At 74.8% G+C, this 22466-nt stretch carries 19 protein-coding genes and 1 riboswitch; of the genes, 7 read left to right on the top strand and 12 right to left on the bottom strand.

The genetic code is table 11. The features are described 5' to 3' along the window. Window positions 1-224 precede the first annotated feature (224 nt). Both rpsD and ACN9MS_RS10130 read right to left on the bottom strand, forming a co-directional pair. Entirely contained in the window at window positions 225-851 is a 627-nt protein-coding gene (rpsD, locus tag ACN9MS_RS10135; RefSeq protein WP_047234514.1) for a 30S ribosomal protein S4, read from the bottom strand. A 196-nt stretch (window positions 852-1047) separates the two neighbouring features. Further along, window positions 1048-2520 (bottom strand): replication-associated recombination protein A, encoded by a 1473-nt coding sequence (locus ACN9MS_RS10130; protein WP_426311781.1) that lies wholly within the window; start codon window positions 2518-2520, stop codon window positions 1048-1050. A gap of 114 nt (window positions 2521-2634) precedes the next feature. Between ACN9MS_RS10130 and ACN9MS_RS10125 the strand changes: the two genes are divergently transcribed. Next, on the top strand, window positions 2635-4893 hold the full coding sequence (locus tag ACN9MS_RS10125) for an MMPL family transporter (protein ID WP_426311780.1): 2259 nt from the start codon (window positions 2635-2637) through the stop codon (window positions 4891-4893). 78 nt (window positions 4894-4971) lie between these two features. Beyond that, the gene (locus tag ACN9MS_RS10120; protein ID WP_426311779.1) at window positions 4972-5727 is read left to right on the top strand and encodes a response regulator transcription factor; all 756 of its coding nucleotides are present in this window, start codon (window positions 4972-4974) and stop codon (window positions 5725-5727) included. Here the strand turns inward: ACN9MS_RS10120 and ACN9MS_RS10115 are convergent. The 5 genes from ACN9MS_RS10115 to aspS form a co-directional block, all read right to left on the bottom strand. Then, a complete protein-coding gene (locus ACN9MS_RS10115) occupies window positions 5703-6089 on the bottom strand; it encodes a hypothetical protein (RefSeq protein ID WP_426311778.1) in 387 nt (128 codons plus the stop codon). The two genes, ACN9MS_RS10120 and ACN9MS_RS10115, sit on opposite strands and share 25 nt — an antisense overlap. Next, window positions 6086-7546: a glycosyltransferase family 2 protein gene (locus ACN9MS_RS10110; protein ID WP_426311777.1), complete on the bottom strand. Its 1461-nt coding sequence runs from the start codon at window positions 7544-7546 to the stop codon at window positions 6086-6088. The genes ACN9MS_RS10115 and ACN9MS_RS10110 overlap by 4 nt, the downstream gene beginning before the upstream one ends. Before the next feature lie 101 nt (window positions 7547-7647). Then, a complete protein-coding gene (locus ACN9MS_RS10105) occupies window positions 7648-8805 on the bottom strand; it encodes a hypothetical protein (protein WP_426311776.1) in 1158 nt (385 codons plus the stop codon). Further along, complete coding sequence (locus tag ACN9MS_RS10100) at window positions 8802-10460, bottom strand: ATP-binding protein (RefSeq protein WP_426311775.1); 1659 nt, start codon at window positions 10458-10460, stop codon at window positions 8802-8804. Before ACN9MS_RS10100 ends, ACN9MS_RS10105 begins: the two co-directional genes overlap by 4 nt. Window positions 10461-10570: 110 nt before the next feature. Next, complete coding sequence (aspS, locus tag ACN9MS_RS10095) at window positions 10571-12361, bottom strand: aspartate--tRNA ligase (protein ID WP_426311774.1); 1791 nt, start codon at window positions 12359-12361, stop codon at window positions 10571-10573. Between the two features lie 226 nt (window positions 12362-12587). Here aspS and ACN9MS_RS10090 point away from each other — a divergent pair, with 226 nt between their 5' ends. Beyond that, window positions 12588-13061: a PPOX class F420-dependent oxidoreductase gene (locus ACN9MS_RS10090; protein WP_426311773.1), complete on the top strand. Its 474-nt coding sequence runs from the start codon at window positions 12588-12590 to the stop codon at window positions 13059-13061. Window positions 13062-13096: 35 nt separating this feature from the next. After that, the gene (locus ACN9MS_RS10085) at window positions 13097-13411 is read left to right on the top strand and encodes a hypothetical protein (protein WP_426311772.1); all 315 of its coding nucleotides are present in this window, start codon (window positions 13097-13099) and stop codon (window positions 13409-13411) included. 91 nt (window positions 13412-13502) lie between these two features. Here the strand turns inward: ACN9MS_RS10085 and ACN9MS_RS10080 are convergent, their stop codons facing one another. Both ACN9MS_RS10080 and ACN9MS_RS10075 read right to left on the bottom strand, forming a co-directional pair. Further along, the gene (locus tag ACN9MS_RS10080; RefSeq protein ID WP_426311771.1) at window positions 13503-15164 is read right to left on the bottom strand and encodes an Rv2578c family radical SAM protein; all 1662 of its coding nucleotides are present in this window, start codon (window positions 15162-15164) and stop codon (window positions 13503-13505) included. 131 nt (window positions 15165-15295) lie between these two features. Further along, on the bottom strand, window positions 15296-15736 hold the full coding sequence (locus tag ACN9MS_RS10075; RefSeq protein WP_426311770.1) for a hypothetical protein: 441 nt from the start codon (window positions 15734-15736) through the stop codon (window positions 15296-15298). Window positions 15737-15824: 88 nt separating this feature from the next. Then, window positions 15825-15944, top strand: a riboswitch (TPP riboswitch). Window positions 15945-16053: 109 nt separating this feature from the next. Between ACN9MS_RS10075 and ACN9MS_RS10070 the strand changes: the two genes are divergently transcribed. Genes ACN9MS_RS10070 through ACN9MS_RS10060 form a run of 3 tightly spaced genes read left to right on the top strand, consistent with a single transcriptional unit; the run spans window position 16054 to window position 19365 of the window. Then, window positions 16054-16761: an ECF transporter S component gene (locus ACN9MS_RS10070; protein ID WP_426311769.1), complete on the top strand. Its 708-nt coding sequence runs from the start codon at window positions 16054-16056 to the stop codon at window positions 16759-16761. A gap of 46 nt (window positions 16762-16807) precedes the next feature. Next, on the top strand, window positions 16808-18580 hold the full coding sequence (locus ACN9MS_RS10065) for an ABC transporter ATP-binding protein (protein WP_426311768.1): 1773 nt from the start codon (window positions 16808-16810) through the stop codon (window positions 18578-18580). Beyond that, a complete protein-coding gene (locus ACN9MS_RS10060; protein WP_426311767.1) occupies window positions 18577-19365 on the top strand; it encodes an energy-coupling factor transporter transmembrane component T family protein in 789 nt (262 codons plus the stop codon). Before ACN9MS_RS10065 ends, ACN9MS_RS10060 begins: the two co-directional genes overlap by 4 nt. Window positions 19366-19398: 33 nt before the next feature. On the opposite strand, the gene ACN9MS_RS10055 is transcribed toward ACN9MS_RS10060, so the two are convergent. The 3 genes from ACN9MS_RS10055 to ACN9MS_RS10045 form a co-directional block, all read right to left on the bottom strand. Beyond that, a complete protein-coding gene (locus ACN9MS_RS10055; RefSeq protein ID WP_426311766.1) occupies window positions 19399-20067 on the bottom strand; it encodes a M23 family metallopeptidase in 669 nt (222 codons plus the stop codon). 41 nt (window positions 20068-20108) lie between these two features. Further along, window positions 20109-21497, bottom strand: a complete 1389-nt coding sequence (hisS, locus tag ACN9MS_RS10050; RefSeq protein WP_426311765.1) for a histidine--tRNA ligase — start codon at window positions 21495-21497, stop codon at window positions 20109-20111. 73 nt (window positions 21498-21570) lie between these two features. Further along, window positions 21571-22356: an MBL fold metallo-hydrolase gene (locus ACN9MS_RS10045; protein WP_426311764.1), complete on the bottom strand. Its 786-nt coding sequence runs from the start codon at window positions 22354-22356 to the stop codon at window positions 21571-21573. Window positions 22357-22466 lie beyond the last annotated feature (110 nt).

Below are 22466 nucleotides of genomic sequence, written 5' to 3'. Positions count from 1 at the left end.
CCTTGTGCGCGGACGTCGCGCGTCGTGCGCGGGACGGTCCACCTCGTCGCGGGGTCCTCGCGGAGGTGCCCACGACTCCGCGAAACACTACCCGCACCAGGGCGGGGACCGCCGTCGGGCACGACACGACGACGGCGTCGCTGCGGTGCGGCGTGCGCACCGGTCCGGACGCACGAACGCCTCGCTCGCCGACGAAGCGGTGAGCGAGGCGTCCGGAGCGAGGGTCAGCGAGCGTAGTACTCGACGACGAGCTGGACCTCGCACTGCACGGGGACCTCGGCGCGCTTCGGGCGACGCGTGAGGATCGCGCTCAGCTTCTCGAGCTGGACGTCCAGGTAGCCCGGGACGGCCGGGAGGACGTCGCGGTGCGCGCCCGCGGCGGCGACCTGGAACGGCGTCGTCGCCTGGCTCTTCGGCTTGACCTGGAGGGTCTGGCCGGGCTTCACGCGGAACGACGGGCGGTCCACGATCTTGCCGTCGACGAGGATGTGGCGGTGCGTGACCGCCTGGCGCGCCTGCAGGATGGTGCGGGCGAAGCCGGCGCGCAGCACGAGCGCGTCGAGGCGGGTCTCGAGGTTCTCGACGAGCGCCTCACCGGTCAGACCCTTGTCCTTGCGGGCCTCCTCGTACGCACGCGCGAGCTGCTTCTCGCGGAGCATGTACTGGGCGCGCAGACGCTGCTTCTCGCGGAGACGGACCGCGTAGTCCGACTCGGTGCGGCGGCGGGCGCGGCCGTGCTCACCCGGGGGGTACGGGCGCTTCTCGAAGTGCTTGACGGCCTTCGGGGTGAGGGCGATGCCCAGGGCGCGGCTCAGGCGGACCTGGCGGCGCGAGCGCTTGACAGACGTCACAGCGGTATCTCATTCCTGTCGTGTGTGTACTGACGTCACACCTGGTCCCGAGGAGTCGGGTCCGGGTGCGGGACCAGCCGATGGACCGCGTGCCTCTCCGAGGAGAGACGGGGTCGGGGCCGAGGTCCCAGGTGGTCGCCGTGAAGGCAACCTGAGAAGTCTACCGCACACGCGCGGGGCGCCGATCCCCGGCAGGTCAGCGCGCTGGCTCGTCCTGGGCGAGGATGTCCCGGATCCGCCCGAGGCGGTCGGAGACCTGGCGCTCGTACCCGCGGTCGGTCGGCGTGTAGTACCGCGACCCGACGAGCGTGTCGGGCAGGTACTGCTGCGCCGCGACGCCGTGGGGCGCGTCGTGCGCGTACCGGTACCCGGTGCCGTGCCCGAGCTGCTTCGCGCCCGGGTAGTGCGCGTCGCGCAGGTGCGACGGGACGGACCCGGCTTTCCCTGCGCGCACGTCCGCGAGCGCCGCGTCGATCCCGAGGTACGCGGCGTTGGACTTGGGCGCGGTCGCGAGGTGCACGACGGCCTCCGCGAGGACGATCCGTCCCTCGGGCATGCCGATGAGCTGGACGGCCTGGGCGGCCGCGACGGCGGTCTGGAGCGCGGACGGGTCGGCCATGCCGACGTCCTCCGCGGCGGCGATGACGATGCGGCGGGCGATGAAGCGCGGGTCCTCCCCCGCCGCGATCATGCGCGCGAGGTAGTGCAGGGAGGCGTCGACGTCGGAGCCGCGCATCGACTTGATGAACGCGGACACGACGTCGTAGTGCTGGTCGCCGTCGCGGTCGTAGCGCACGGCGGCGACGTCGACGGCGCGCTCGACGGCGTCGAGGTCCACGCTCACGGGCCCGGACGACGCACGGGCCGTCCCGGGCTCGCCGTCCGCGTCGGCGGTCGCGTCCTCCGACGCCGCTGCGGGGACCGGGACCGGGGCGTCCGAGAGCGCGGCGCCGGCCGCGGCCTCGAGCACGGTGAGCGCCTTGCGCGCGTCACCGCCCGCGAGGCGCACCAGGTGGCTCTCCGCCTCGTCGGTGAGCGCGACGAGGCCGCCGAGCCCCCGGTCGTCGGCGACGGCGCGGCGCACGAGGGCGCGGACGTCGTCGTCCCCCAGCGGCTGGAGCGTGAGCAGCAGCGAGCGGGAGAGCAGCGGCGAGTTCACGGAGAAGCTCGGGTTCTCGGTGGTCGCCGCGACGAGCGTGACCCAGCGGTTCTCGACGCTCGGCAGGAGCGCGTCCTGCTGGGACTTGGAGAAGCGGTGCACCTCGTCGATGAACAGGACGGTCTCGTCGCCGCCGGTCGCGAGGCGGCGGCGTGCGTCCTCCACGACGGAGCGCACGTCCTTGACCCCGGCGGTGACGGCGGACAGCTCGACGAAGCGCCGGCCGGACGCGGTCGCGATGAGGTACGCGAGGGTCGTCTTGCCCGTTCCGGGCGGGCCCCAGAGGATGACCGAGCCGGGCGCGGCCCGGCCGCCGGACGCGTCCGACTCGATGAGCCGCCGTAGGGGCGAGCCGGGCACGAGCAGGTGCGCCTGGCCCGCGACCTCGTCGAGGGCGGCGGGACGCATGCGCACGGCGAGCGGGGCCCCCGGTCCGGGTCGCGGCGTGCCCTGCACGCCGGAGGTGGCGGCACCGAAGAGGTCGCCGCCGAACAGATCACCGGTGGACATGCCCCGAGCCTACGCACCGCCGCCCACGCTCCCGGACGTCGCCGGTGTGGGGAGGTCGGGTGAACGTCGTCCACAGCGTCGCGAGGGATCTGACACGCGGCGCGGGCGGATGGGATGCTGGCGCTCGTGTTCTCGAGCCTCGGTCGTCGTGTCGCCCGTCATCCCCGCCTCACGGTCGTCGTGTGGGTCGTCCTCACCGGGCTCGGGTTCGCGCTCGCGCTGTTCGGCGTGCACGGCGAGAGCGTGTTCGACCGGGTGACCACGGGGGCGCCGTCCATCCCCGGCTCGGACAGCGAGCGCGCGACCGAGATCCTCGCCGAGAACGACGAGGGCGGTCCGGAGATCACGCTGCTGGTGAGCGAGGTCGACCCCGCGGACGCGCAGGTCGTGGAGGCCATGACCGCGGTGAACGCGGACCTCGTGGCGATCGAGGGCGTGGACACGGTCATCAACCCGTACGTGATCCCCGGTGGGGTCGAGGACCCGGCCGCGCAGTCGCTCGTCGCGAGCGACGGGGACGGGTTCCTCACCGTGGTGACGCTGCGCACCGACCTCGACGCCGAGCGCACGGACGCCGTGGCCGACCGCGTCGTCGAGCAGCTCGAGGCGGTGCCCGGCGTCCTCGCGGAGGCCGCGCCGGACGCGGCCGGGGACGCGACCGGCCTCGTGGGCTCGAACGCGCTCATCGTCGACGCCATCACGGGGCAGGTCGAGGAGGACCTGACGACGGGCGAGAAGGTCGCGCTGCCGGTCGCGCTGCTCATCATGGTGCTCGTCTTCGGCGGGTTCCTCGCCGCCGCGATGCCGATGGCGGGGGCCTTCGCGTCCATCGGGACGGGCCTGGGCGTGCTGCTGGGCCTCACGTACGTGCTCGACGTCGACGCGTCCGTGGTCAACGTCGTCACCCTGCTCGGGCTGGGGCTCTCGATCGACTACGGGCTGCTCGTCGTGTCGCGGTTCCGGGAGGAGCTGCACCGGCTCATCGAGGCCGGCGACGACCCTGCGCTGCGGCGACGGCGCGGGGACGGCGTGGTCCACGCGGCGCTGATCCGGACGATGGAGACGGCAGGCCGCACCGTCGCGTTCTCGGCCCTCGTCGTCGCGATCTCGATCGCCGGGCTCATGGTGTTCCGCCCGGACATCCTGCGGTCCGTCGGCGCGGGCGGTCTCGGGGTCGTCCTCGTCGCCGTGGCGACGGCGCTCACGCTCGTGCCCGCGCTGCTCGCGTTCTCGGGCCGCCGCCTCGCAAAGCCCGGCCTCCTCGGCCGGATCCCCGGCCTGCGCCGCGTGCTCGCCCGGACGGCGGACGTGCAGTCCGACGAGGGTGCGTTCTCCCGCCTCACGGCGCGCGTGCAGCGCCACCCCGTGTGGGTGCTGCTCACGACGGTCGTCGTGCTCGTCGTCCTCGCGCTGCCCGTCCTCGGCCTCCACATGCGCAACTCCGGCATCGAGCTGCTCCCCCAGGGCTCCCCGCAGCGCGAGTTCGTCGACGAGCTCGCCGCGCAGTACCCGTCGAGCGAGAGCGCCCAGGCGGTGGCCGTGGTCGACGCGAGCGTCGAGGAGGCGCAGGCGTGGGCCGACGAGGTCGCCGGGCTGGACGGCGTCGCGAGCGTCGACCCCGCGGCACCGCTCGGCGACTATGCCGTCGTCGGCGTGCACGTCGACGCGGACGACGCCGGCGGGCCGGAGGCGGTGTCGGTCGTGCGCGAGGTGCGGGCGACCGACAGCGCCTTCGACGTGTGGGTCACCGGGCAGGCGGCCGGGCAGGTCGACTTCCTCGACGCGCTCGGTGAGCGCGTGTGGTGGGCCGTCGGCATCGTCGTCGGCGCGACGCTCGTGCTGCTGTTCCTCATGACGGGCTCTGTCGTGGTGCCGGTCAAGGCGCTCCTCACGAACGCGCTCTCGCTCGCGGCCTCGCTCGGCGTGCTCGTCTGGGTGTTCCAGGACGGGCACCTGGAGGGCCTGCTCGACTTCTCCTCGGTCGGGGGGATCGAGACGTACGTGGTCGCGCTCGTCGTCGCGTTCGCGTTCGGCCTCGCCATGGACTACGAGGTGTTCCTGCTCGCGCGCGTCAAGGAGCTCTACGACGCCGGGCACCCCAACGACGAGGCGGTGCGCCTGGGGCTCCAGCGCTCCGGCCGGATCATCACGTCCGCGGCGGCGATCATCATCGTCGTCTTCGCGGGCTTCGTGTTCGGCGACCTCCTCGTCATCAAGGAGGTCGGGTTCGCGCTCGCCGTCGCCGTGCTCATCGACGCGACGATCGTCCGCCTGCTCCTGGTCCCCGCGACCATGACGCTGCTCGGCCGCTTCAACTGGTGGGCGCCCCGCCCGCTGCGCTGGGTGCACCGCAAGCTCGCGATCACGCACTGACGGGCACGCGTCCCTGCGAGCGGCCCCGCCGCCAGCTACCGTGACAACGGCAAGGACCGGTCGTCGCGAGGGGGACGCATGACGGACGAGGCCCGCACCGCGGTGATCGTGGAGGACGATGCGGACATCCGCGACCTGCTGCAGACGGTCCTCGGCCAGGCCGGTTTCACCACGACGGCGGCCGGGACCGGGGTCGAGGGCGTCGAGCTCGTGCGGCGGACCGACCCCGTCGTCACGACGCTCGACCTCAGCCTGCCGGACATCGACGGGTTCGAGGTCTGCCGGCGGATCCGGCAGTTCTCCGACACGTACGTCGTCATGCTGACCGCCCGCGCGGACGAGATCGACACCCTGATGGGGCTCGAGGTCGGCGCGGACGACTACCAGACGAAGCCGTTCCGTCCGCGCGAGCTGCGGGCCCGGGTCGAGGCGCTGCTGCGCCGCCCGCGACGCGAGCCCCCCGGCACGGTCGCTCCTCCCGCGAGCGGCAGCCCGGGCACGCGGCCCGGGGCCCTCGGCGCGAGCGGGCTCCACCTGGACGTGCCGCGCCGCACCCTCACCGTGGACGGCGCCGGGGTCCAACTCACGCGGAGCGAGTACGACCTGGTCGTCGCGCTCGTCGAGGCCGCGGGCCGCGTCGTGAGCAAGAACGACCTCGTGCGGGTCCTGTGGGGCGACGAGTACGACGCGGGGACGTTCGTCACCGACGCCGACCGCCGCAGCGTGGAGGTCCACGTCGCGAACCTCCGCAAGAAGCTCGGGGACGACCCGGCCGCCCCCCGGTGGTTCCGCACGGTGCGGGGCGTGGGCTACCGGTTCGACCCGCCGGCCTGAGCGGCGCGGGTCTCCGGGGGCGACGCCAGGAGCCTCGCGACACGGGTCCGTGTCCCGCTCGCCGCGTCGTCCAGCGCGCGGAGCGCCTGCGAGGCGACCTGCGGCGGTGCGGCGACCGGCAGCGCCAGCATCCGGTCGGCCGCCGCGGCGAGGTCCTCTGCACCCGCCATGACGGACGTGCAGCGCAGCGCGAGCAGGACGGTGCGAGCCCCGCGGTCGTCACCGCGGTCCACGGCACGGGCCACGGCGTCCACGCGCGGCCCGACGAGCGAGAGGTACGTCGCGTAGAAGCGCCGGACGGCCTCGGTGTCACCGTCGAGCTCCGCAGCCATCGACGTCCACGCCGTGCGCAGCGCGCTCACGCGCGCAGGCCGTGGTGACGCCGCACGAGGCGCCGGAGCATGAACAGCGTCTGCACGACGGTGACGACCCCGAGGACGGGCCAGCCGACGGCGAGGACCACGGACCGCGCGTCCAGCGGGAGCGTCGTCCACATCCAGGCGACGGCAGCGAGACCGACCAGAGCGACGACCAGCGGGCTGAGGTAGGCCCAGCCGCTGCCGCGCTCCGCCTTGGCCTGCGCCGCCCAGTTGTCCGTGCGGGACCGGGAGAGGAACTTCGACCACGCCCGCACGAAGTGCCCGACGCGGATCCACATGTAGAGCTCGGCGGGGACGAGGGTCGCCGCGAACAGCACGTCGCGCCAGGTGCGGTCCCGCATCGACGCCGCGATGCGCACGTTGAGCGCCATCGCGACCACCGGCGGCACGAGCCAGATCGGCGAGAACTCGAACGCGTGGATGCTCAGGGCGCCGGCGAGGAGCAGGCCGAAGAGGATCCGCGTCGTCGCGTTGACGAGCATGCCGACGTTCTCCATCCACCGCAGGCGCAGGTTCGGGTGGAAGGGCTGACCGCGCGTGTCGCCGCGCTGCCCGGGCCACATGAGGTCGATCGCCCCGTAGTTCCACTTCACCTGCTGGCCGTCGAGGGCGCGGAGCGTCGTCATGCCGCCGACCGTGGCACGGGCCGTGGCGGAGATCTTGGTCGAGTATCCGAGCGACTTGATCTGGAGGCTGAGCAGCGAGTCCTCGACCTCGGAGTCCGAGACCCACGGGTCGCGCTGGTGGTGCGCGAGCATCACGGCCTCCAGGGCCGACATCCGGAACAGCGACGCCTGGCCGCCCAGCACGGCCATGTTCCGCCCGCGCAGGAGGTTCTGCATGTTGAACGCCGCGAACTGGGCGCGCTGGCCCGTGAGCAGGAACCGGCGGAGCGGGCCGCGCGGCGTCACGTTGTCGACGGTGTAGATCGCGGAGATCCCGCCGATGCGCGGGTCGGACGACATCTCCGCCTCGAGCCGCTCGACGGCGTCCTTGGCGAGCACCGTGTCTCCGTCGACGCCCAGGAAGTAGTCCGCGCCGCGCACCAGGCGGAAGCCGTAGTTGAGGGCGCCGACCTTCTTGTCCGCGAGCGCCCCCAGGTCGTGCACGTAGACGCGCGTCGTCTGCTCGACGCCGCGACGGACGACGCGGTGCTCGCCGGCGAGCTTGGACGCCTTCGCGAACGTCCTGTCGCTCGTGTTGTTCACGACGACGTGGACGACGTCGGGCAGGCGTGTCTGGCGCAGCAGCCCCTTGAGCACCGCCTTGATGGTCCCGGCCTCGTTGTACGCCGGGATGACGGCCCCGATCGTCGAGCGCCGCGCAGGCTCGTGGACGACGATCTCGTCCGCCGTGAACTCGTAGCGGTCGAGCTCCGTGCCGAAGGGCACGGCCGAGGGGACGGCGGTCGGTGCGGTGTCGATGAGCAGTGCGGTCATGAGGGCCCCCGTCGAGGTAGTTACGGATTCAACGAGATCGATCCTGCGGGGCGACCCGCGTCGGGGGCTCGGGCTCCGCGCAGGGGAACCTCAAGGTCTGCTCAAGATCCCCGGGCGACGTCGTCACCGTGCTGCGCAGCCCTGTCCCTGCTCCCCCGCGCGGTTGTCCGGGCACGCTCCACGGTCGCCCAGAGCTCCGCCGCCGCGCCGGACGCCACGCCCTCGCCCACGTCGAGCCCGAGCACCTCGCCGCCCAGCGCGAACGGCCGGTCCACGAGCCGCCCGCGCAGCGCGCGGAGCCACAGTCCGCGGACGACCTCGTCGTCCTCCGCGAGCACGACGACGACGCCGGGCGCCCGGCCGTCGGTCGCGACGAGCGCACCGACGGGAGCGGTCTCGAGCGCGACGTCCGCGAGGTGCCGCCGCGCCCGCTCCGGCCCCGGTGGACCGTAGGCGTCGCGGAGCGCCCGGACGTCACGGAGCTCCAGGGCGACGACGACCAGCTCCCATCGACCCGCTCCTCCGTGCTCCGCTGCACGCTCCGCCACCGCTCGCTCCAGACCAGCACGCGTCCGGGCGCCGCTGCTCGGGTCGAACAGGGCGTCCCCCAGCTCCGCCGTCTCACGGGTGCGCAGCGCGATCATCGCGAACGCGCCGACGACGATGAGCACGAGGTTGACGAGGGTCGTCGTCGCCGTGCCGAACCAGCGGACGAACGGCTCCGACGTCGGGCCGCCCACCGCGTACACCACGGCGCGCACCGCGTAGTACGAGCCGGCCACGGCGCACGCGGCCCCGAGCGCCCGGGCCTCGCGCGCGCCGGCGCTCCCCGGGCCGAGCAGGGCGACCGCCGCGAGCACGGACCAGGCCGCGACCCCCACGAGGTAGGCGAGCGCGCCGGCCCACGGTCCGGCGTCGGGACCGGCGACGATCGCGGCCAGCGCCACGAGGGCCGCGGAGGCCCCGACGACGCCGAGCGCCGGGTCGTGCCCCAATCGCGCGCGAGCACCGGACCAGATCGATCCGAGGGACACCACGAACGCGGCGTTCCCGAGCGGTACGGCCCACCACAGGGCAGGGCTGCTCGCCGCGAGGTAGGCGAACGTCGTGACGACGGCGGCGACGAAGGTCAGCGTCCAGCACCGGTCGACGACGTCGGTCCGGTCCCGTCGCCACATCTCGAGGACGAAGAGGCTGCCCACGACCACGATGACGACCGGCGACACGACGAGCACCGTCGTCGGGTCCAGGCCCGTCACGACGGGTTTCCCACGACCGGGAGGCGGACCCGCGCGGTCGTCCCGCGCCCCGGTGCGCTCAGCAGCTCGATCGACCCGCCGTGGGACTGCACGATCTGCTGCGAGATGTGCAGGCCGAGCCCTGTCCCGTGGCGCGGCCCGTTCCGCACGGCGCCCGCGCGGTAGAACCGGGTGAAGACATGGCCGAGGTCGGCCTCGTCGATCCCGAGGCCGTCGTCCGCGACGGTGAGCACGAGCTCGCGGCCGACGGGCTCGACGGCGACCCGGACGCACCCGCCCGCGTCCGAGTACTTCACGGCGTTCGAGAGAAGGTTGTCGACCACCTGGCGCAGCCGCGCCCGGTCGCCGACGACGGCGGGTGCGGCGTGCTCGCCGGTCAGACCTGGGCCGGCGTCCACGGACACCTTCGCACCGCTCGCGATCGGACCGATCGCACGTACCGCGTCCAGCACCACGGCGCCGAGGTCGACCGGGGCGCGCTCGACCACGAGCTCGCCGGCTCGGGTGGAGGCCGCGGTGAGCAGGTCGTCGACGAGCACCAGGAGGCGGTCCGCGTTGCGCTCGGCCACGACGAGGCGTTCACGCACGACGTCCGGGAACGCGGGGTCGTCGACCGCGAGCTCGAGGTGCCCGACGATCGAGGTCAGCGGGGTGCGCAGCTCGTGCGAGGCCGCGGCCACGAAGTCCTCCTTGAGGTCGAGCGCGGAGACCTGTTCGGTGAGGTCCTCGAACGTGACGACCGCCAGCCTCCCGGAGCCGCCGGTCTGGTGCCCCTGGAGCTGGACGACCGAGACGCGCAGCGCCCGGCGGCCGGTGGGCAGCGGCCACCAGCCGACCTGGCCGCGGACCTCCTCACCGGCGATCGCGCGGTCGAGCGCCCCGGGGACGATCGCCTCGCCGTCGAGCGTCGTCGGCCGGACGTCGGGCAGGGCCGCCCGGGTGGCGCCTGCATGGAGGGCGCCGTCCGTGGCCTCGACGACCAGCCGGTTCGCGAGCACCACCGTCCCGTGCTCGTCGAGCAGGACGATGCCCACCCCGACCGTGCCCACGACCGCCTCGAGGAGCCTCCGCTCGGCGCTGAGGTCGTCCGCGGCGCTGCGCAGGAGCCGCCCCTGACGCTGCAGGAGGAGGCTGCGCGCGTCCGAGCGTCGCTGGATGGCGCCGACGGACAGCGCGACCGCCGTGAGGACCACCGGGACGAGGACGACCCGCGCCGCCTGGCTGCTCGTCATCGCCGGCAGGGTGAGCGCGGACGGTATCCAGGCGACCGCGAACCCGCCGACGACGCCGAGCGCGACGCCGGTTCGCCCGTGGCGCTGCGCCAGCCAGAGCACGGGGAACACGGCGAGGAGCGTGAGCGGGGCCCCCGCTCCGACGAACAGGCCGGTGACCAGGAGGTCAAGCACCGCGACGGCCAGCTCGCACCGCGGCGGAAGCCGTTGCCACGGCACGAGGAGCGTGAGGGCGACCGTCCCGGCGAGCACCACCACCGCCAGGACGAAGGGGGTCGAGAGCACGACGGTGCGGTCGTACACCGTCAGCGCCACCGTCGCGAGACCGGACGTCGCGACGAACGGCAGGTTCACGACGAAGAGCGCGCCGACGGGGCGTCCATCCGAGCGCGAAGAGCCCCCCGCCATCCCCCCTGCGTGCATGCGCCGAGACTAGCGACGCCGCCGGACGGTCGCCCGTCCTCGCGCGGGGACGGCGCAGGGCGCCTCGCCCGGAACGGGTGAGGCGCCCTGCGCGGCGTGCTGGGAGCGGGCTACGCCTCGCCCTCGGCGTCGTCGTGCGGCGCGGCGGGCTTCGCGTCGACGCCGGCCTCCTTGCGCTGCTCGGGCGTGATCGGCGCGGGGGCCTGCGTGAGCGGGTCGAACCCGCCGCCCGACTTCGGGAACGCGATGACGTCGCGGATCGAGTCCGACTTCGTCAGCAGCGCGACGATGCGGTCCCAGCCGAACGCGATCCCGCCGTGCGGCGGCGCGCCGAACTTGAACGCGTCCAGGAGGAAGCCGAACTTCTCCTGCGCCTCCTCGGACCCGATGCCCATGACGTCGAACACGCGCTCCTGCACGTCGCGGCGGTGGATACGGATCGAGCCGCCGCCGATCTCGTTGCCGTTGCAGACGATGTCGTACGCGTAGGCGAGCGCCTCGCCCGGGTTCTGCTCGAACGTGTCGACCCAGTCGGGCGTGGGCGACGTGAACGCGTGGTGCACGGCGGTCCAGGCCGAGTGACCGAGGTCGACGTCATCGTCCTCGCCCGTCGGCTTGAACAGCGGCGCGTCGACGATCCAGACGAACGCCCAGGCGTCCTCGTCGATGGCACCCGTGCGCTTCGCGATCTCCTGGCGCGCGGCGCCGAGCAGCGCGCGCGAGTCCGACGTCTTGCCCGCGGCGAAGAACACCGCGTCGCCCGGCTGCGCGCCGGTCGCGTCGCGCAGACCCTCGCGCTCGGCGTCGGACAGGTTCTTGGCGACCGGACCGGCGAGCGTCCCGTCCTCCTGGAACGTGACGTACGCGAGCCCGCGAGCGCCGCGCTGCTTGGCCCACTCCTGCCACGCGTCGAACTGGCGGCGAGGCTGCGAGGCCCCGCCCGCCATGACGACGGCGCCCACGTACTCCGCCTGGAACACGCGGAACGGCGTGTCCGTGAAGTAGTCCGTGAGCTCGACGAGCGGGTTGCCGAAGCGCAGGTCGGGCTTGTCCGACCCGTAGAGGCGCATGGCGTCGTGGAACGTCATGCGCGGGATCGGCGTCGGGATCGTGTACCCGATCAGCTCCCACAGCGCGACGAGGATCTTCTCCGCGAGAGCGATGACGTCGTCCTGCTCGACGAAGCTCATCTCGACGTCGAGCTGCGTGAACTCGGGCTGGCGGTCGGCGCGGAAGTCCTCGTCGCGGTAGCAGCGCGCGATCTGGTAGTAGCGCTCCATGCCCGCGACCATGAGCAGCTGCTTGAAGAGCTGCGGCGACTGCGGCAGCGCGTACCAGGAGCCGGGCGCGAGGCGCGCGGGCACGAGGAAGTCGCGCGCGCCCTCGGGCGTCGAGCGCGTGAGCGTCGGCGTCTCGATCTCGACGAACTCCTCGGCGTCGAGCACGCGGCGCGCGGCCTGGTTGACCTTGGCGCGCAGGCGCAGCGCGTGCGCGGGCGCGGGCCGGCGCAGGTCGAGGTAGCGGTGCTTGAGGCGCGCCTCCTCGCCGATCGTCTCGGTGTCCGCGAGCGCCGTGGAGACCTGGAACGGCAGCGCCTCGGACGTGTTGAGCACGACGACGTCGCTCGCGACGACCTCGATCTCGCCCGTCGGCAGGGACGGGTTCTCGTTGCCGTCGGGGCGGCGCGAGACCTCGCCGGTCACCTGGAGGACGAACTCGTTGCGCAGCGGGTGCGCGACGGCCTCGTCACGGATGACGACCTGGGCGATCCCGGAAGCGTCGCGCAGGTCGATGAAGGCGACGCCGCCGTGATCGCGCCGACGGTCGACCCAGCCCGTGAGGGTGACGGTCTGACCGGTGTGCTCGGCCCGCAGTGAGCCGGCCGTTCGGGTGCGCAGCACGGAGGGTTCCTTCCAGGTGGGCGGTGGGGGTCGCGCTCCCGGGGGCGGTCGCGCGTCCGGACGAGTCTAGTGCGGGCGGGCGGGCGGCTCGACCGGATACCGTGGCGGTGCCGCCGTGCCGGCAGGGCGTCGACCGCGTCGCGTGTCCGGACGCGCGCCCGGAACCCGCGCCCGGGCGAGCGGCACCGGCGTTCGCCGACCGGCCCGCCGCCCGCACGAGTGAGGGGTGACCCGTGGCACGCACATCGCGACGAACCGGCGCGTCGAGCGCGACGAGCTCGAGCAGTTCCTGCGCTCCCGGCACGACGGCGTGCTCGTCACGACCCGCGCCGACGGCCGGCCCCAGCTCAGCCCGGTGACGTACGGGGTCGACGACGCGGGCCGGGTCGTCGTGTCGACGTACCCGGAGCGCGCGAAGGCGGTCAACGTGCGCCGCGACCCGCGCGCGTCGCTGCTCTCGCTGGGCGAGAGCTTCTCCGACCCGTGGGTGCAGGTCGACGGTGAGGCCGAGGTGATCGACCTGCCGGACTCGGTCGAGCCGCTCGTCGACTACTACCGCTCCATCAGCGGCGAGCACCCGGACTGGGACGAGTACCGCGAGGCCATGGTCGCGCAGGGCAAGTCGCTCGTGCGCCTGACGATCACGCGCTGGGGCCCGGTCGCGACGGGCGGCTTCCCCGCGCGCCTCGCGGACGGCTGACGGTCCCGGCGGCGCGACGGCGTAGCGTGCCGACCATGCCGATCACGCTGTGCGTCCTGCTGTGGCCCACCGAGGGCAGTGCCGATCTGCTGAGCCGGTACGAGGACGACGTCCTCGCGCTGGTGCCGGTCCACGGTGGCCGGCTGCTGTCGCGCGTGCGGGCGCTGCCCGGCCAGGACGCGACGCTGCCGACCGAGGTCCAGGTGATCGAGATGCCCGACGACGACGCGCTCGCCGCGTACATGACCGACCCCGCCCGCGTGGCGCTGGCCGACGTCCGGGACCGGGTCGTGGCACGCACGGACATCGTCCGGGTCGTAGACGTGCCGGATCGCGACACGTCCACCTGACTCGCCCGCCAGACGCGACGGGGACCGCTGGCGGGGCTTCGCCGGGCTCGCATCGACCAGGTCGGCGTCGGCCCGACCATGTGTCACCCGGTCAGAACAGGACCTGCTCCACTCCCCCGCCGACCACGTCCAGGCCCCCGCCGTCGACCGGCATCCCCGCGAGGGCGCCGTCGTGACTGCGCCCGTCGGGTTCCGGAGGCAACCCGGCGAGGCTCCCGGTCGGGTAGGCGCCGTCCGTCGGCGGCCCCGGGTCGTGGTGACGGTCGCCGAGGCCGCCGAGCTCGCCCCGGCGGTACCGCCCCTCGACGCCCGCGGGCCCGCGGTGCCCGGAGACGGCGAAGCCGCGCGCCTCGAGCATCGGGCGCACGCGGTCCCACAGCCATGACCGGTAGGCCTTCGAGGCGTACGTGCCGCGCGCGTAGACGCGCTCGTACCCGGGCACGAGCTGCGGGTGCTCGCGCGCGAGCCAGCCCATGTACCACTCGCGCGTGCCGGGCTTGAGGTGCAGGGGCAGGACGGTGACGCCCGTCGCACCGGCGTCCCTCACCGCGTCGAGCAGGTCGGTGAGCGCTCGGGTCGAGTCGGTCAGCCAGGGCAGGACGGGCGCGACCATGACGCCGCACGGCAGCCCTGCCTCGCGGACGGCCCGGATCAGGTCGAGCCGGGCGCGGGGCGACGGCGTGCCGGGCTCGACGCTCGCCTGGAGCGCCGGGTCCAGCAGAGCGAGCGAGACGCCGATCCCGACCTCGACGCGCAAGGCGGCGTCGGAGAGCAGCGGCAGGTCGCGGCGCAGGAGCGTCCCCTTGGTGAGGACGGACAGCGGCGTGCCGGACCCGGCGAGGGCGTCGATGATGCCGGGCATGAGCCGGTAGCGGCCCTCGGCCCGCTGGTAGGGGTCGGTGTTGGTCCCGAGCGCGACCGCCTCGCGGCCCCACGACCGCCGAGCGAGCTCGGCGCGCAGCACGTCGTCGACGTTGACCTTGACCACGACCTCACGGTCGAAGTCCTCGCCCGCGTCCAGGTCCAGGTACTCGTGCGTGGGCCGCGCGAAGCAGTTGTGGCTCACGACCCCCGCCGCGACGAAGTCGCGCGTGCCGGTCGTGATGTCGACGAGGTCGGTCTCCTCTCCCGGACCGTCGAGGGCCTCGAGGGAGTCCACGCGCAGCGCGTCGCCGCCGGTCACGTCGCGCCCCTCGAGCGCGACCGCGCCGTCCGCGAGCGCCGCGGCGCCCGGGCCGACGAGCACGTCGCCGAGGGCGAGGTGGGCGCGGCGGCCCGCGCCGCCGACGACGTGGCGCCAGCCGCGTTCCGTGAGGAACCGGTGGTCGCCGCTCGCGACGAGCCGTGTGCCGTCGGCGAGCGTCACGCGGTAGGCGCGCTTGCGGGTGGTCCAGCGGTCGAGCACACGCGTGCGCACGTACCGCCGGTAGGCGCCGTGCGGCGCAGTCCCCATGATCTCGTCGCCGACGCGCAGCTCGCCGATCGGGCACTGGGTGCCGTCGGCCAGGAGCACCGGCGTGGTGGGAGCCAGGCAGTAGGAGCACGCGTGGCTGCACCCCCGGTACGGGTTGACCGTCCAGCGGAACGGCATGCGCGACATGGCCGGCACCTTGGACAACGCGCTCTTGGCGGTCACCTCGTGGAAGGTGATGCCGGCGAACTCCGGCGTGCGCACGCTGCGCACGAGGCCGACACGCTCCAACCCCGGGAGCGCTCCGTCGTCCGCGCCGATCGCCTGTCCGTCCCACCGCACGAGAGCATTCGAACAGGTGTTCGATTGCGTGTCAAGGTCGCTCGGACGTGGCGCGCTCCCCGCGAGGTCCACCGCCTCACACGGGGCCGCACCGGCCTGTCCGCTACCCGCTCCGTGCTGTCACGGCGCCGTCACGGCGCGTCCTCCGCAGCCCACGCCATGAGCAGGCCCAGGTTCGCGAGCGGGACGTGGTGGCCGATCCGCGGGTGGTCGAGCGTCACGCCCACGACGCCGGCCGCGCCGAACGACGCGACGTAGTCGATCGCGTCCGGCACCGGCACCCCGAGCAGCGGTACCCCTGCGCCCTCGCCGACGACGCCCAGCGCGACCGCGGCCTCCCGCGCCCGGTCGGCGCTGCTGTAGAGGCAGACCATCGGGCCCTGTGCCGCGCCCACGGCGTAGGGGCGGGGCCGGTCCTCGGGTCCCCGCGCGATGAAGAACCAGGTCTCGAGCCGCGTCGCCTGCCGCCACAGCGCGATCTGCGCCGTCGTGTCTCCGGCGGGCGCGGCCCGGACCGCCTCGTCGAGACGGTCCAGCTCCGCGACCGCGGCGGGGTCGTTGTCCCTCGTCATGCCGCCACGCTCTCACGCCCCGCCACGCCGTCCCGCGGGCTGAGACGCCGGGATTGTCGAGAGCGCACGGAGGCCCTAGGGTCGGGCCCGAACGCCCCCGGGGAGCGCACGAGCGCTGAGAGTGCAGGCCGGACACCCGTCCCCCCTGCAGACCCGTGGAACCTGATCTGGTTCGTACCAGCGAAGGGAGCAGGGCCGACGTCACCGTCCCCTGCGCGCTCGTGCCCGCGCGCCCCGCGCCCGGCCGTGCGCGCGGGCCGAGGCGGTGACGCGCCGTCGTGCACCCCTCGCCCCGGGGGCCCGACGGAGGGAACCGCATGGCCGAGCCCCGCACCACCCCGCAGCAGACGACCCCGGGCGCCGCCCCTGGCGCTGTCGTCGGGACGACCGACGACCCGACCACCGGGACCGCAGGCCACGCGCTCCCGACGACGCCCCCGCGTGCCGCGCGTCGGCGGGGCCTGACCCTGCACGAGACGGTGCTGATCGCCGTGCTCGGCGTCGTCTTCGGGTTCGTGTACTGGGCGTTCGTGCAGCTCTGGGCCCCCTTGCAGCTCGCGATGGGCCCGCTCGCGGACCTCGCCGCGAACGTCCTCGCGGGCGCGTGGATCGTCGTCGGCCCGCTGGCCACGTACGTCGTGCGCAAGCCGGGGGTCGGCATCCTGGCCGAGACCCTCGCCGCGCTCGTCGAGGTCGTCTTCCTCGCCTCCCCCGCCGGGCCGCTCCTGCTCGTCGTGGGCCTCGTCCAGGGCCTCGGCGCCGAGCTGCCGTTCGCGCTCACGCGCTACCGCCGGTTCGGCTGGTGGGTGTTCGTCGCGTCCGGCGTGAGCGCCGCGCTCGTCACGTTCGCGTTCAACGCCGTGCGCTTCGGCTGGCTCGGGCAGGACTACGCGATGCTCCGGCTGGGCGTCCAGGTCGTGTCGTGCGTCGTCCTGTGCGGCCTCGCAGCCCGCCTCCTGGGCGACGCGCTCGCGCGCACCGGCGCCCTCGACGCCTTCGCGATCGGCGCGGCCCGCCGTGGCTGAGCGCGCCGCCCCCGACACACCCGAGGCCGCCCCTCGGGACCCCGCCATGGCCGACGCCGTCACAGCCGACGCCGTGACCGTGCACCTCGGGCACCACGGCGCCCGGGTGCTCGACGCCGTCGACGTCACGGTCCCGGCCGGGACGAGCCTCCTCGTCCTCGGCCCGTCCGGCTGCGGGAAGTCGACCCTCCTGCGTGCGCTCGTCGGCGTCGTCCCGCACACGCTCCCGGGCACCGTCGCGGGCGGGCTGCGCGTCGCCGGGCTCGACCCGCGCGAGGTGCCGCCGCCCGTGCTCGCCGCCCGCGTGGGCCTGGTCCAGCAGCGGCCCGGCGACCAGCTCTGCCTGGCGCCCGTGGACGAGGAGCTGCGGTTCGCGCTCGAGAACCGCGGCGCCGACCCCCGCACCATGGACGACCGTGCGACCGCCGCGCTCGCCGCCGTCGGCGCCGCGCACCTGCGCGACCGCCCGACCCACGCCCTGTCGGGCGGTGAGGCGCAGCGCGTCGCGGTCGCCGCCGCGCTCGTCGCCGATCCGGAGCTCGTCGTCCTCGACGAGCCCACCGCGCTCCTGGACCCCGCTGCCGCCCACGAGGTCGGGGCGCTCGTCGCCGGCCTCGCCCGGACACCCGGGCCCGACGGCGAGACGTCGCCGGCCAGGCTTCCTCATCGCTCCGTCGTGCTCGTCGAGCACCGCCTGGACGACCTGGGGGTGCTGCCCGGCGCCACCCTGGTGCTGGGCCGCGAGGGCCGCGTCGTCGCGCACGGCCCCACGCACCGCGTCCTGCGCGAGCACGCGCGCGACCTCGCCGACCTGGGGTGCTGGCTGCCGCTCGCTGTCCGCCTGGAGCAGGCGGGCGCCCCAGGTCCGCTCGGCTCCCCGGCGACCGACGAGTGGCTGGTCGGTCTCGCGCGGGCGTCGTCCCCACCCCCGACGGGCTCGGAGCGTCCGGTCGCGCTCCGGGCGCGCGGGCTCGCCGTCCACCGGGGCGGCCTCACCGCCGGGCGCGCCCGCCGGGGCGGGCACCCCGTCGTGCGCGACGTCGACCTCGACGTCCACGTGGGCGAGGTGCTCGCGGTCGTCGGGCCCAACGGGGGCGGCAAGTCGACGCTCCTGCGCGGCCTGGCCGGGCTCGAGCGCACCACGGGCGACGTCGTGACCGCGACGGACGAGCCCGTCGCGATGGTGTTCCAGGACCCCGAGCACCAGCTCGTCGCCCGCACCGTGCGCGAGGAGGTCGCGTGGTCGGCACGACTGGCCCGCCTCGCCGACCTGGAGGCTCGCGTCGAGCGGACGCTCGACGCGTTCGGGCTCGCACACCTCGCCGACGCGAACCCGTACCGGCTCTCGGGCGGCGAGCAGCGGCGTCTGTCCCTCGCGACGGCGACCGTGCTCGACCCGCCGGTCCTCCTCGCGGACGAGCCGACGTTCGGCCTGGACCGGGCCCAGGCCGCCGCGGCCGCCCGCGTGCTCCGCGAACGGGCGGACGCGGGCGGCGCGGTGGTCCTCGTCTCGCACGACCTCTCGCTCGTCGCGGCGATCGCGGACCGGGTCGCCGTGGTCGCGGACGGCGCGCTCGCCACGGTCGCGGAGCCGTCCGCGGTCCTGGCCGACGACGCGCTGTGCGCGCTCGCGGGCCTGCGCCGCCCCCCGCTGCTCGACTGGTGGGCACGGACCGGTCGTGCGCGCGGCGTCGACCCGGGCACGCTCGTGCGCGCCCTCGACGCCCGTTGCGACGCAGCGCGCGGCGCCGTCCCGACAGCCGGTGTGGCGGGCGTCCCGGAGCCCGGGACTCTCCTCCCTGCGGAGGTGGCCCCGTGACCGCACGCTCTCCGTCCGTCCTCGAACGCTGGAACCCGACGGTGAAGCTCGCCACCGTGCTCCTCCTGTCCACCGGCGCGCTGCTGGTCACCGACCCGGTCACCCCCGCGACGGCCTGGCTGCTGACGGTCGCGGCCCTGCTCGCGCTCGGCCGTGTGCCGGTGCGCACGCTCGCGCTGACCCACGTCCCGTTCGTGGTCTTCGCGACGAGCCTCCTCGTCGTCAACGTCGTCACCCGGCCGGGCGGCGACACCGTCGAGCTCGGGCCGCTCACCGTCGGCGCGGACGGCCTCACGATCGGTACCGCGCTCGCGCTGCGCACGCTGTTCGTCGGGGCGCTGTCGCTCGTGCTCGTCCTCGCGACCGACCCCGTGCGTCTCATGACGAGCCTGCACCAGCACGCCCGCCTCCCGGCGACCTGGACGTTCGCGGTGCTCGCCGCGCACCGGCTCCTCGTCGAGCTTCCCGACGCCTGGCACACGATCCGCTGCGCCCAGGCGGTGCGCGACCCGCGACGACGTCCCGGCCGGCTCCCCCGCTCCCCGCGGTCGCTGGGCGCGGCGGCCTTCGCCCTCCTCGTCGGGGCGGTGCGCCGGTCCGAGCGGCTGACGGTCGCGCTCGAGTCGCGCGGCCTGGGCTCCGGTCCCCGGACGACGTCGCGCCCCGTGCCCCTGGGCGTGCCCGACGTCGTCGCGGCGGGCGCGGTGCTCGCCCTCGCCGGGGCGCTCGTCGCGATCGGGGTGCTGGCGGGGTGGGTCACGGGGATCGGCGCGCTCACGGCCTGAGGCCCGCGGCGGGCGGCCCCGGACAGCGCGTCCTCAGGCGGGCTCGACCACCGCTCCCTCGGCCGGGACGCCGAGCGCGACCGCGCCGGTCCGGCCGTCGCGGCCGCGCTCCCGGAAGGCGCGGAACGCGAGCGGCACGCCGCGCGCGACGTGCGCGTCGGGGCCGTCCATGGCCTGCACGTGCATGTGCGGCTGCGTCGAGTTCCCCGAGTTACCGCACCGGCCCACGAGGTCCCCGGTCGTCACCCGTCGGCCGGGGCGCACCGCGACCGACCCCCGGCGCAGGTGGGCGAGGACCACGAAGGCGTCCGGCGCGTCGAGCGCGAGCACCACGTGGTTGCCCGCGAGCGCCGCGCCGCCCGCGCGCGCCCGGGACGCCTGCGTCAGCGCGTACCCGAGCAGCGCGGACGGCGAGCGCCGGGCCTCGTGGTCGGGCTCGCCGTCGTGCACCGCGACGACGGTGCCCGGGGCGGGGGCGAGGACGGGCAGGTCGAACGCGAGGAACCGCTCCGGCGGCTCGGTGCCGAGAGCGGTGCGCCAGTCGCGCACGTCCGCGGTGCGGCGGCCGCGGACCGCGACGAAGTCGATCGCGTACGTCGTCGCGAACAGGTGCGTCCCGTGGCTCGGGACGCGACGTGCGGGGCTGTTCTGCACGAGCCACGTGCCCGCGAAGGGAAGCGCGAGCTCGACCGGTCCGGTCACGTTCGCCTCCCTCGCGTCCGGCGGGCGCGGTCGCCGGTCGGTCAGCCGGCCGCCGGCACGACGCGCGGGAAGCGGTCCTCGGCCGGCGGCTCCCACGTCGCGGGGTCGGCGTCCACCTGCTCGCCCGAGCGGATGTCCTTGACCTGGTCCGGCGACCGCGTCCCGTCCTCCTCGACACGCCCCGGGAACCAGACGAACGGGATCCCGCGACGGTCGGCGTAGCGGATCTGCTTGCCGAACTTCGCCGCGGCGGGCGCGACCTCGACCGGGACGCCCCGTGACCGCAGGGCGGTGGCGACCGCGTCGGACGCGCCGCGCGTCTCCTCGCTCGTCACCGCGACGACGACGGCGCTCGGCACGGAGCGCGTCGCCCGGACCAGGCCCGCGGACAGCAGGCGCGAGACCAGGCGGGACACGCCGATCGACAGGCCGACGCCGGGGTACGTGTTCGCGCCGTCGGACGCGAGCGTGTCGTAGCGGCCGCCCGAGCAGATCGACCCGAGCTGCTCGTGGCCCACGAGCACGGTCTCGTAGACGGAGCCCGTGTAGTAGTCGAGGCCGCGCGCGATCTTGAGGTCGGCGACGACGACGCCCGGGGCACGCACGCTCGCCGCCTCGATCAGGGCGCCGAGCTCGCCGAGCCCGGTCTCGAGGAGCTCGTGCTCGACGCCGTGCTCGGCCGCGAGCGCTCGCACGCGGTCGACGACGCCCGTGTCGCTCCCGCTGATCGCGGCGAGGGCGAGGCAGGCCTCGGCCTGCTCGGTCGTGGTGCCCGCCTCCGAGACGAGGAGCCCCGACACCTTCTCGGGGCCGATCTTGTCGAGCTTGTCGATCTGGCGCAGCACCTCGTCCACGGCGTCGATCCCCAGGCCGCGGTAGAAGCCCTCGGCGACGCGGCGGTTGTTCACCAGGACGCGCACCTCGGGGACGCCGATGTCGCGCAGCGCGCCGAGCGCCTCCGCCATGACGAGCGGCAGCTCGACCTCGTAGTGGTAGGGCAGCTCGCCCGCGCCGACGACGTCGATGTCCGCCTGGATGAACTCGCGGAACCGTCCGTCCTGGGGGCGCTCACCACGCCAGACCTTCTGGATCTGGTAGCGCTTGAAGGGGAAGGCGAGGTGACCGGCGTTCTCGAGCACGTAGCGCGCGAAGGGGACGGTGAGGTCGAAGTGCAGGCCGAGCTGCTTGTCACCCCTGCTCGCGGCCTCCGCCTCGCCGGCCTCCTCCTGGAGCCGGCGCAGGACGTACACCTCCTTGGACGTCTCGCCCTTGCGCAGGAGCTGGTCGAGCGGCTCGACCGCGCGCGTCTCGATCCCGCCGAACCCGTGCAGCTCGAACGCCCGGCGCAGGGTGTCGAGGACGTGCTGCTCGACGATCCGTCCGTCGGGGAGCCATTCGGGGAAACCGGAGAGGGGTGTGGGCCTGGCCATGGGTCAGATCTTCCCAGACGCCGGCACGGAGGTCCGCATCGTCCCGCCCGACGGACGCAACGCGGGGGGCGTGTCAGCCCGCGAGGAACGGGTTGGTCGCGAGCTCGCGCGCGAGCGTCGTCGAGGGGCCGTGGCCGGGCAGCACGTCCCAGGCGGGGGCGAGGCGCGCGACGACGTCGCGCAGCGTGCGCGCCATCGTCGCGCCGTCCCCGCCCGGCAGGTCGGTGCGACCGACGGACCCCGCGAAGAGCACGTCGCCGCTGAGCACGATCCCCGCGCCCGGCTCGCCCACGAGGTAGAGGGTCGATCCCTCGGTGTGGCCCGGTGCGCCGACCGCGCGCAGCACGAGGTCGCCCCAGCGCAGCTCCCCCTCCTCGCCCGCGGCGAGGTCGAACGTCTCCACCCGCGCGGGCTCGCGGTAGTCCCCCGGACGGGCACCGGCCGCGGCCAGCGCCGCACCGAGCGGACCGGAGACGAGCGAGCGCTCGCCCCGCTCGCCGGTGGGCGAGCCGTGCTCGAGGCTGCCGAACGGGTCGGCGAGCCGGTACGCGTCAGCGACGTGCAGGACGACGGGCACGCCGAACCGGTCCGCGAGCGCCGCCGCGTCCCAGGTGTGGTCCACGTGCCCGTGGGTCGCGAGCACGGCCCGCGGCACGAGGCCGGCCGACGCGACGTGGGCGGCGACGTCGTCGGCGGTCCCGGCGCCCGCATCGACCACCACGCAGTCGCCGCTCGGCACGCTCACGACCGTGCAGTTGGTCCCGAAGACGGGCGCGACGACGACGTGCAGCACCGCCGCGGGGGCGCCCGCCGCGTCGTCGGGCGAGGGTGGGGGTGTCGTGCCGGAGGGTCGGTCCACGCGCCCGAGGGTAGCCCGCGGGGCGTCGCCGGGTCACCGTCCGCGGGCTCGGGACCTGCGGGGCACCCGGCCGGTCGATACCGGACCGTGACCTGCGCACGGCAAATCCA

Source organism: Cellulosimicrobium sp. E-16 (assembly GCF_049913115.1).
GTDB lineage: Bacteria > Actinomycetota > Actinomycetes > Actinomycetales > Cellulomonadaceae > Cellulosimicrobium.
The sequence above is the reverse complement of the archived record's forward strand: the minus strand, read 5'-3'. Positions and strand labels throughout refer to the sequence as shown.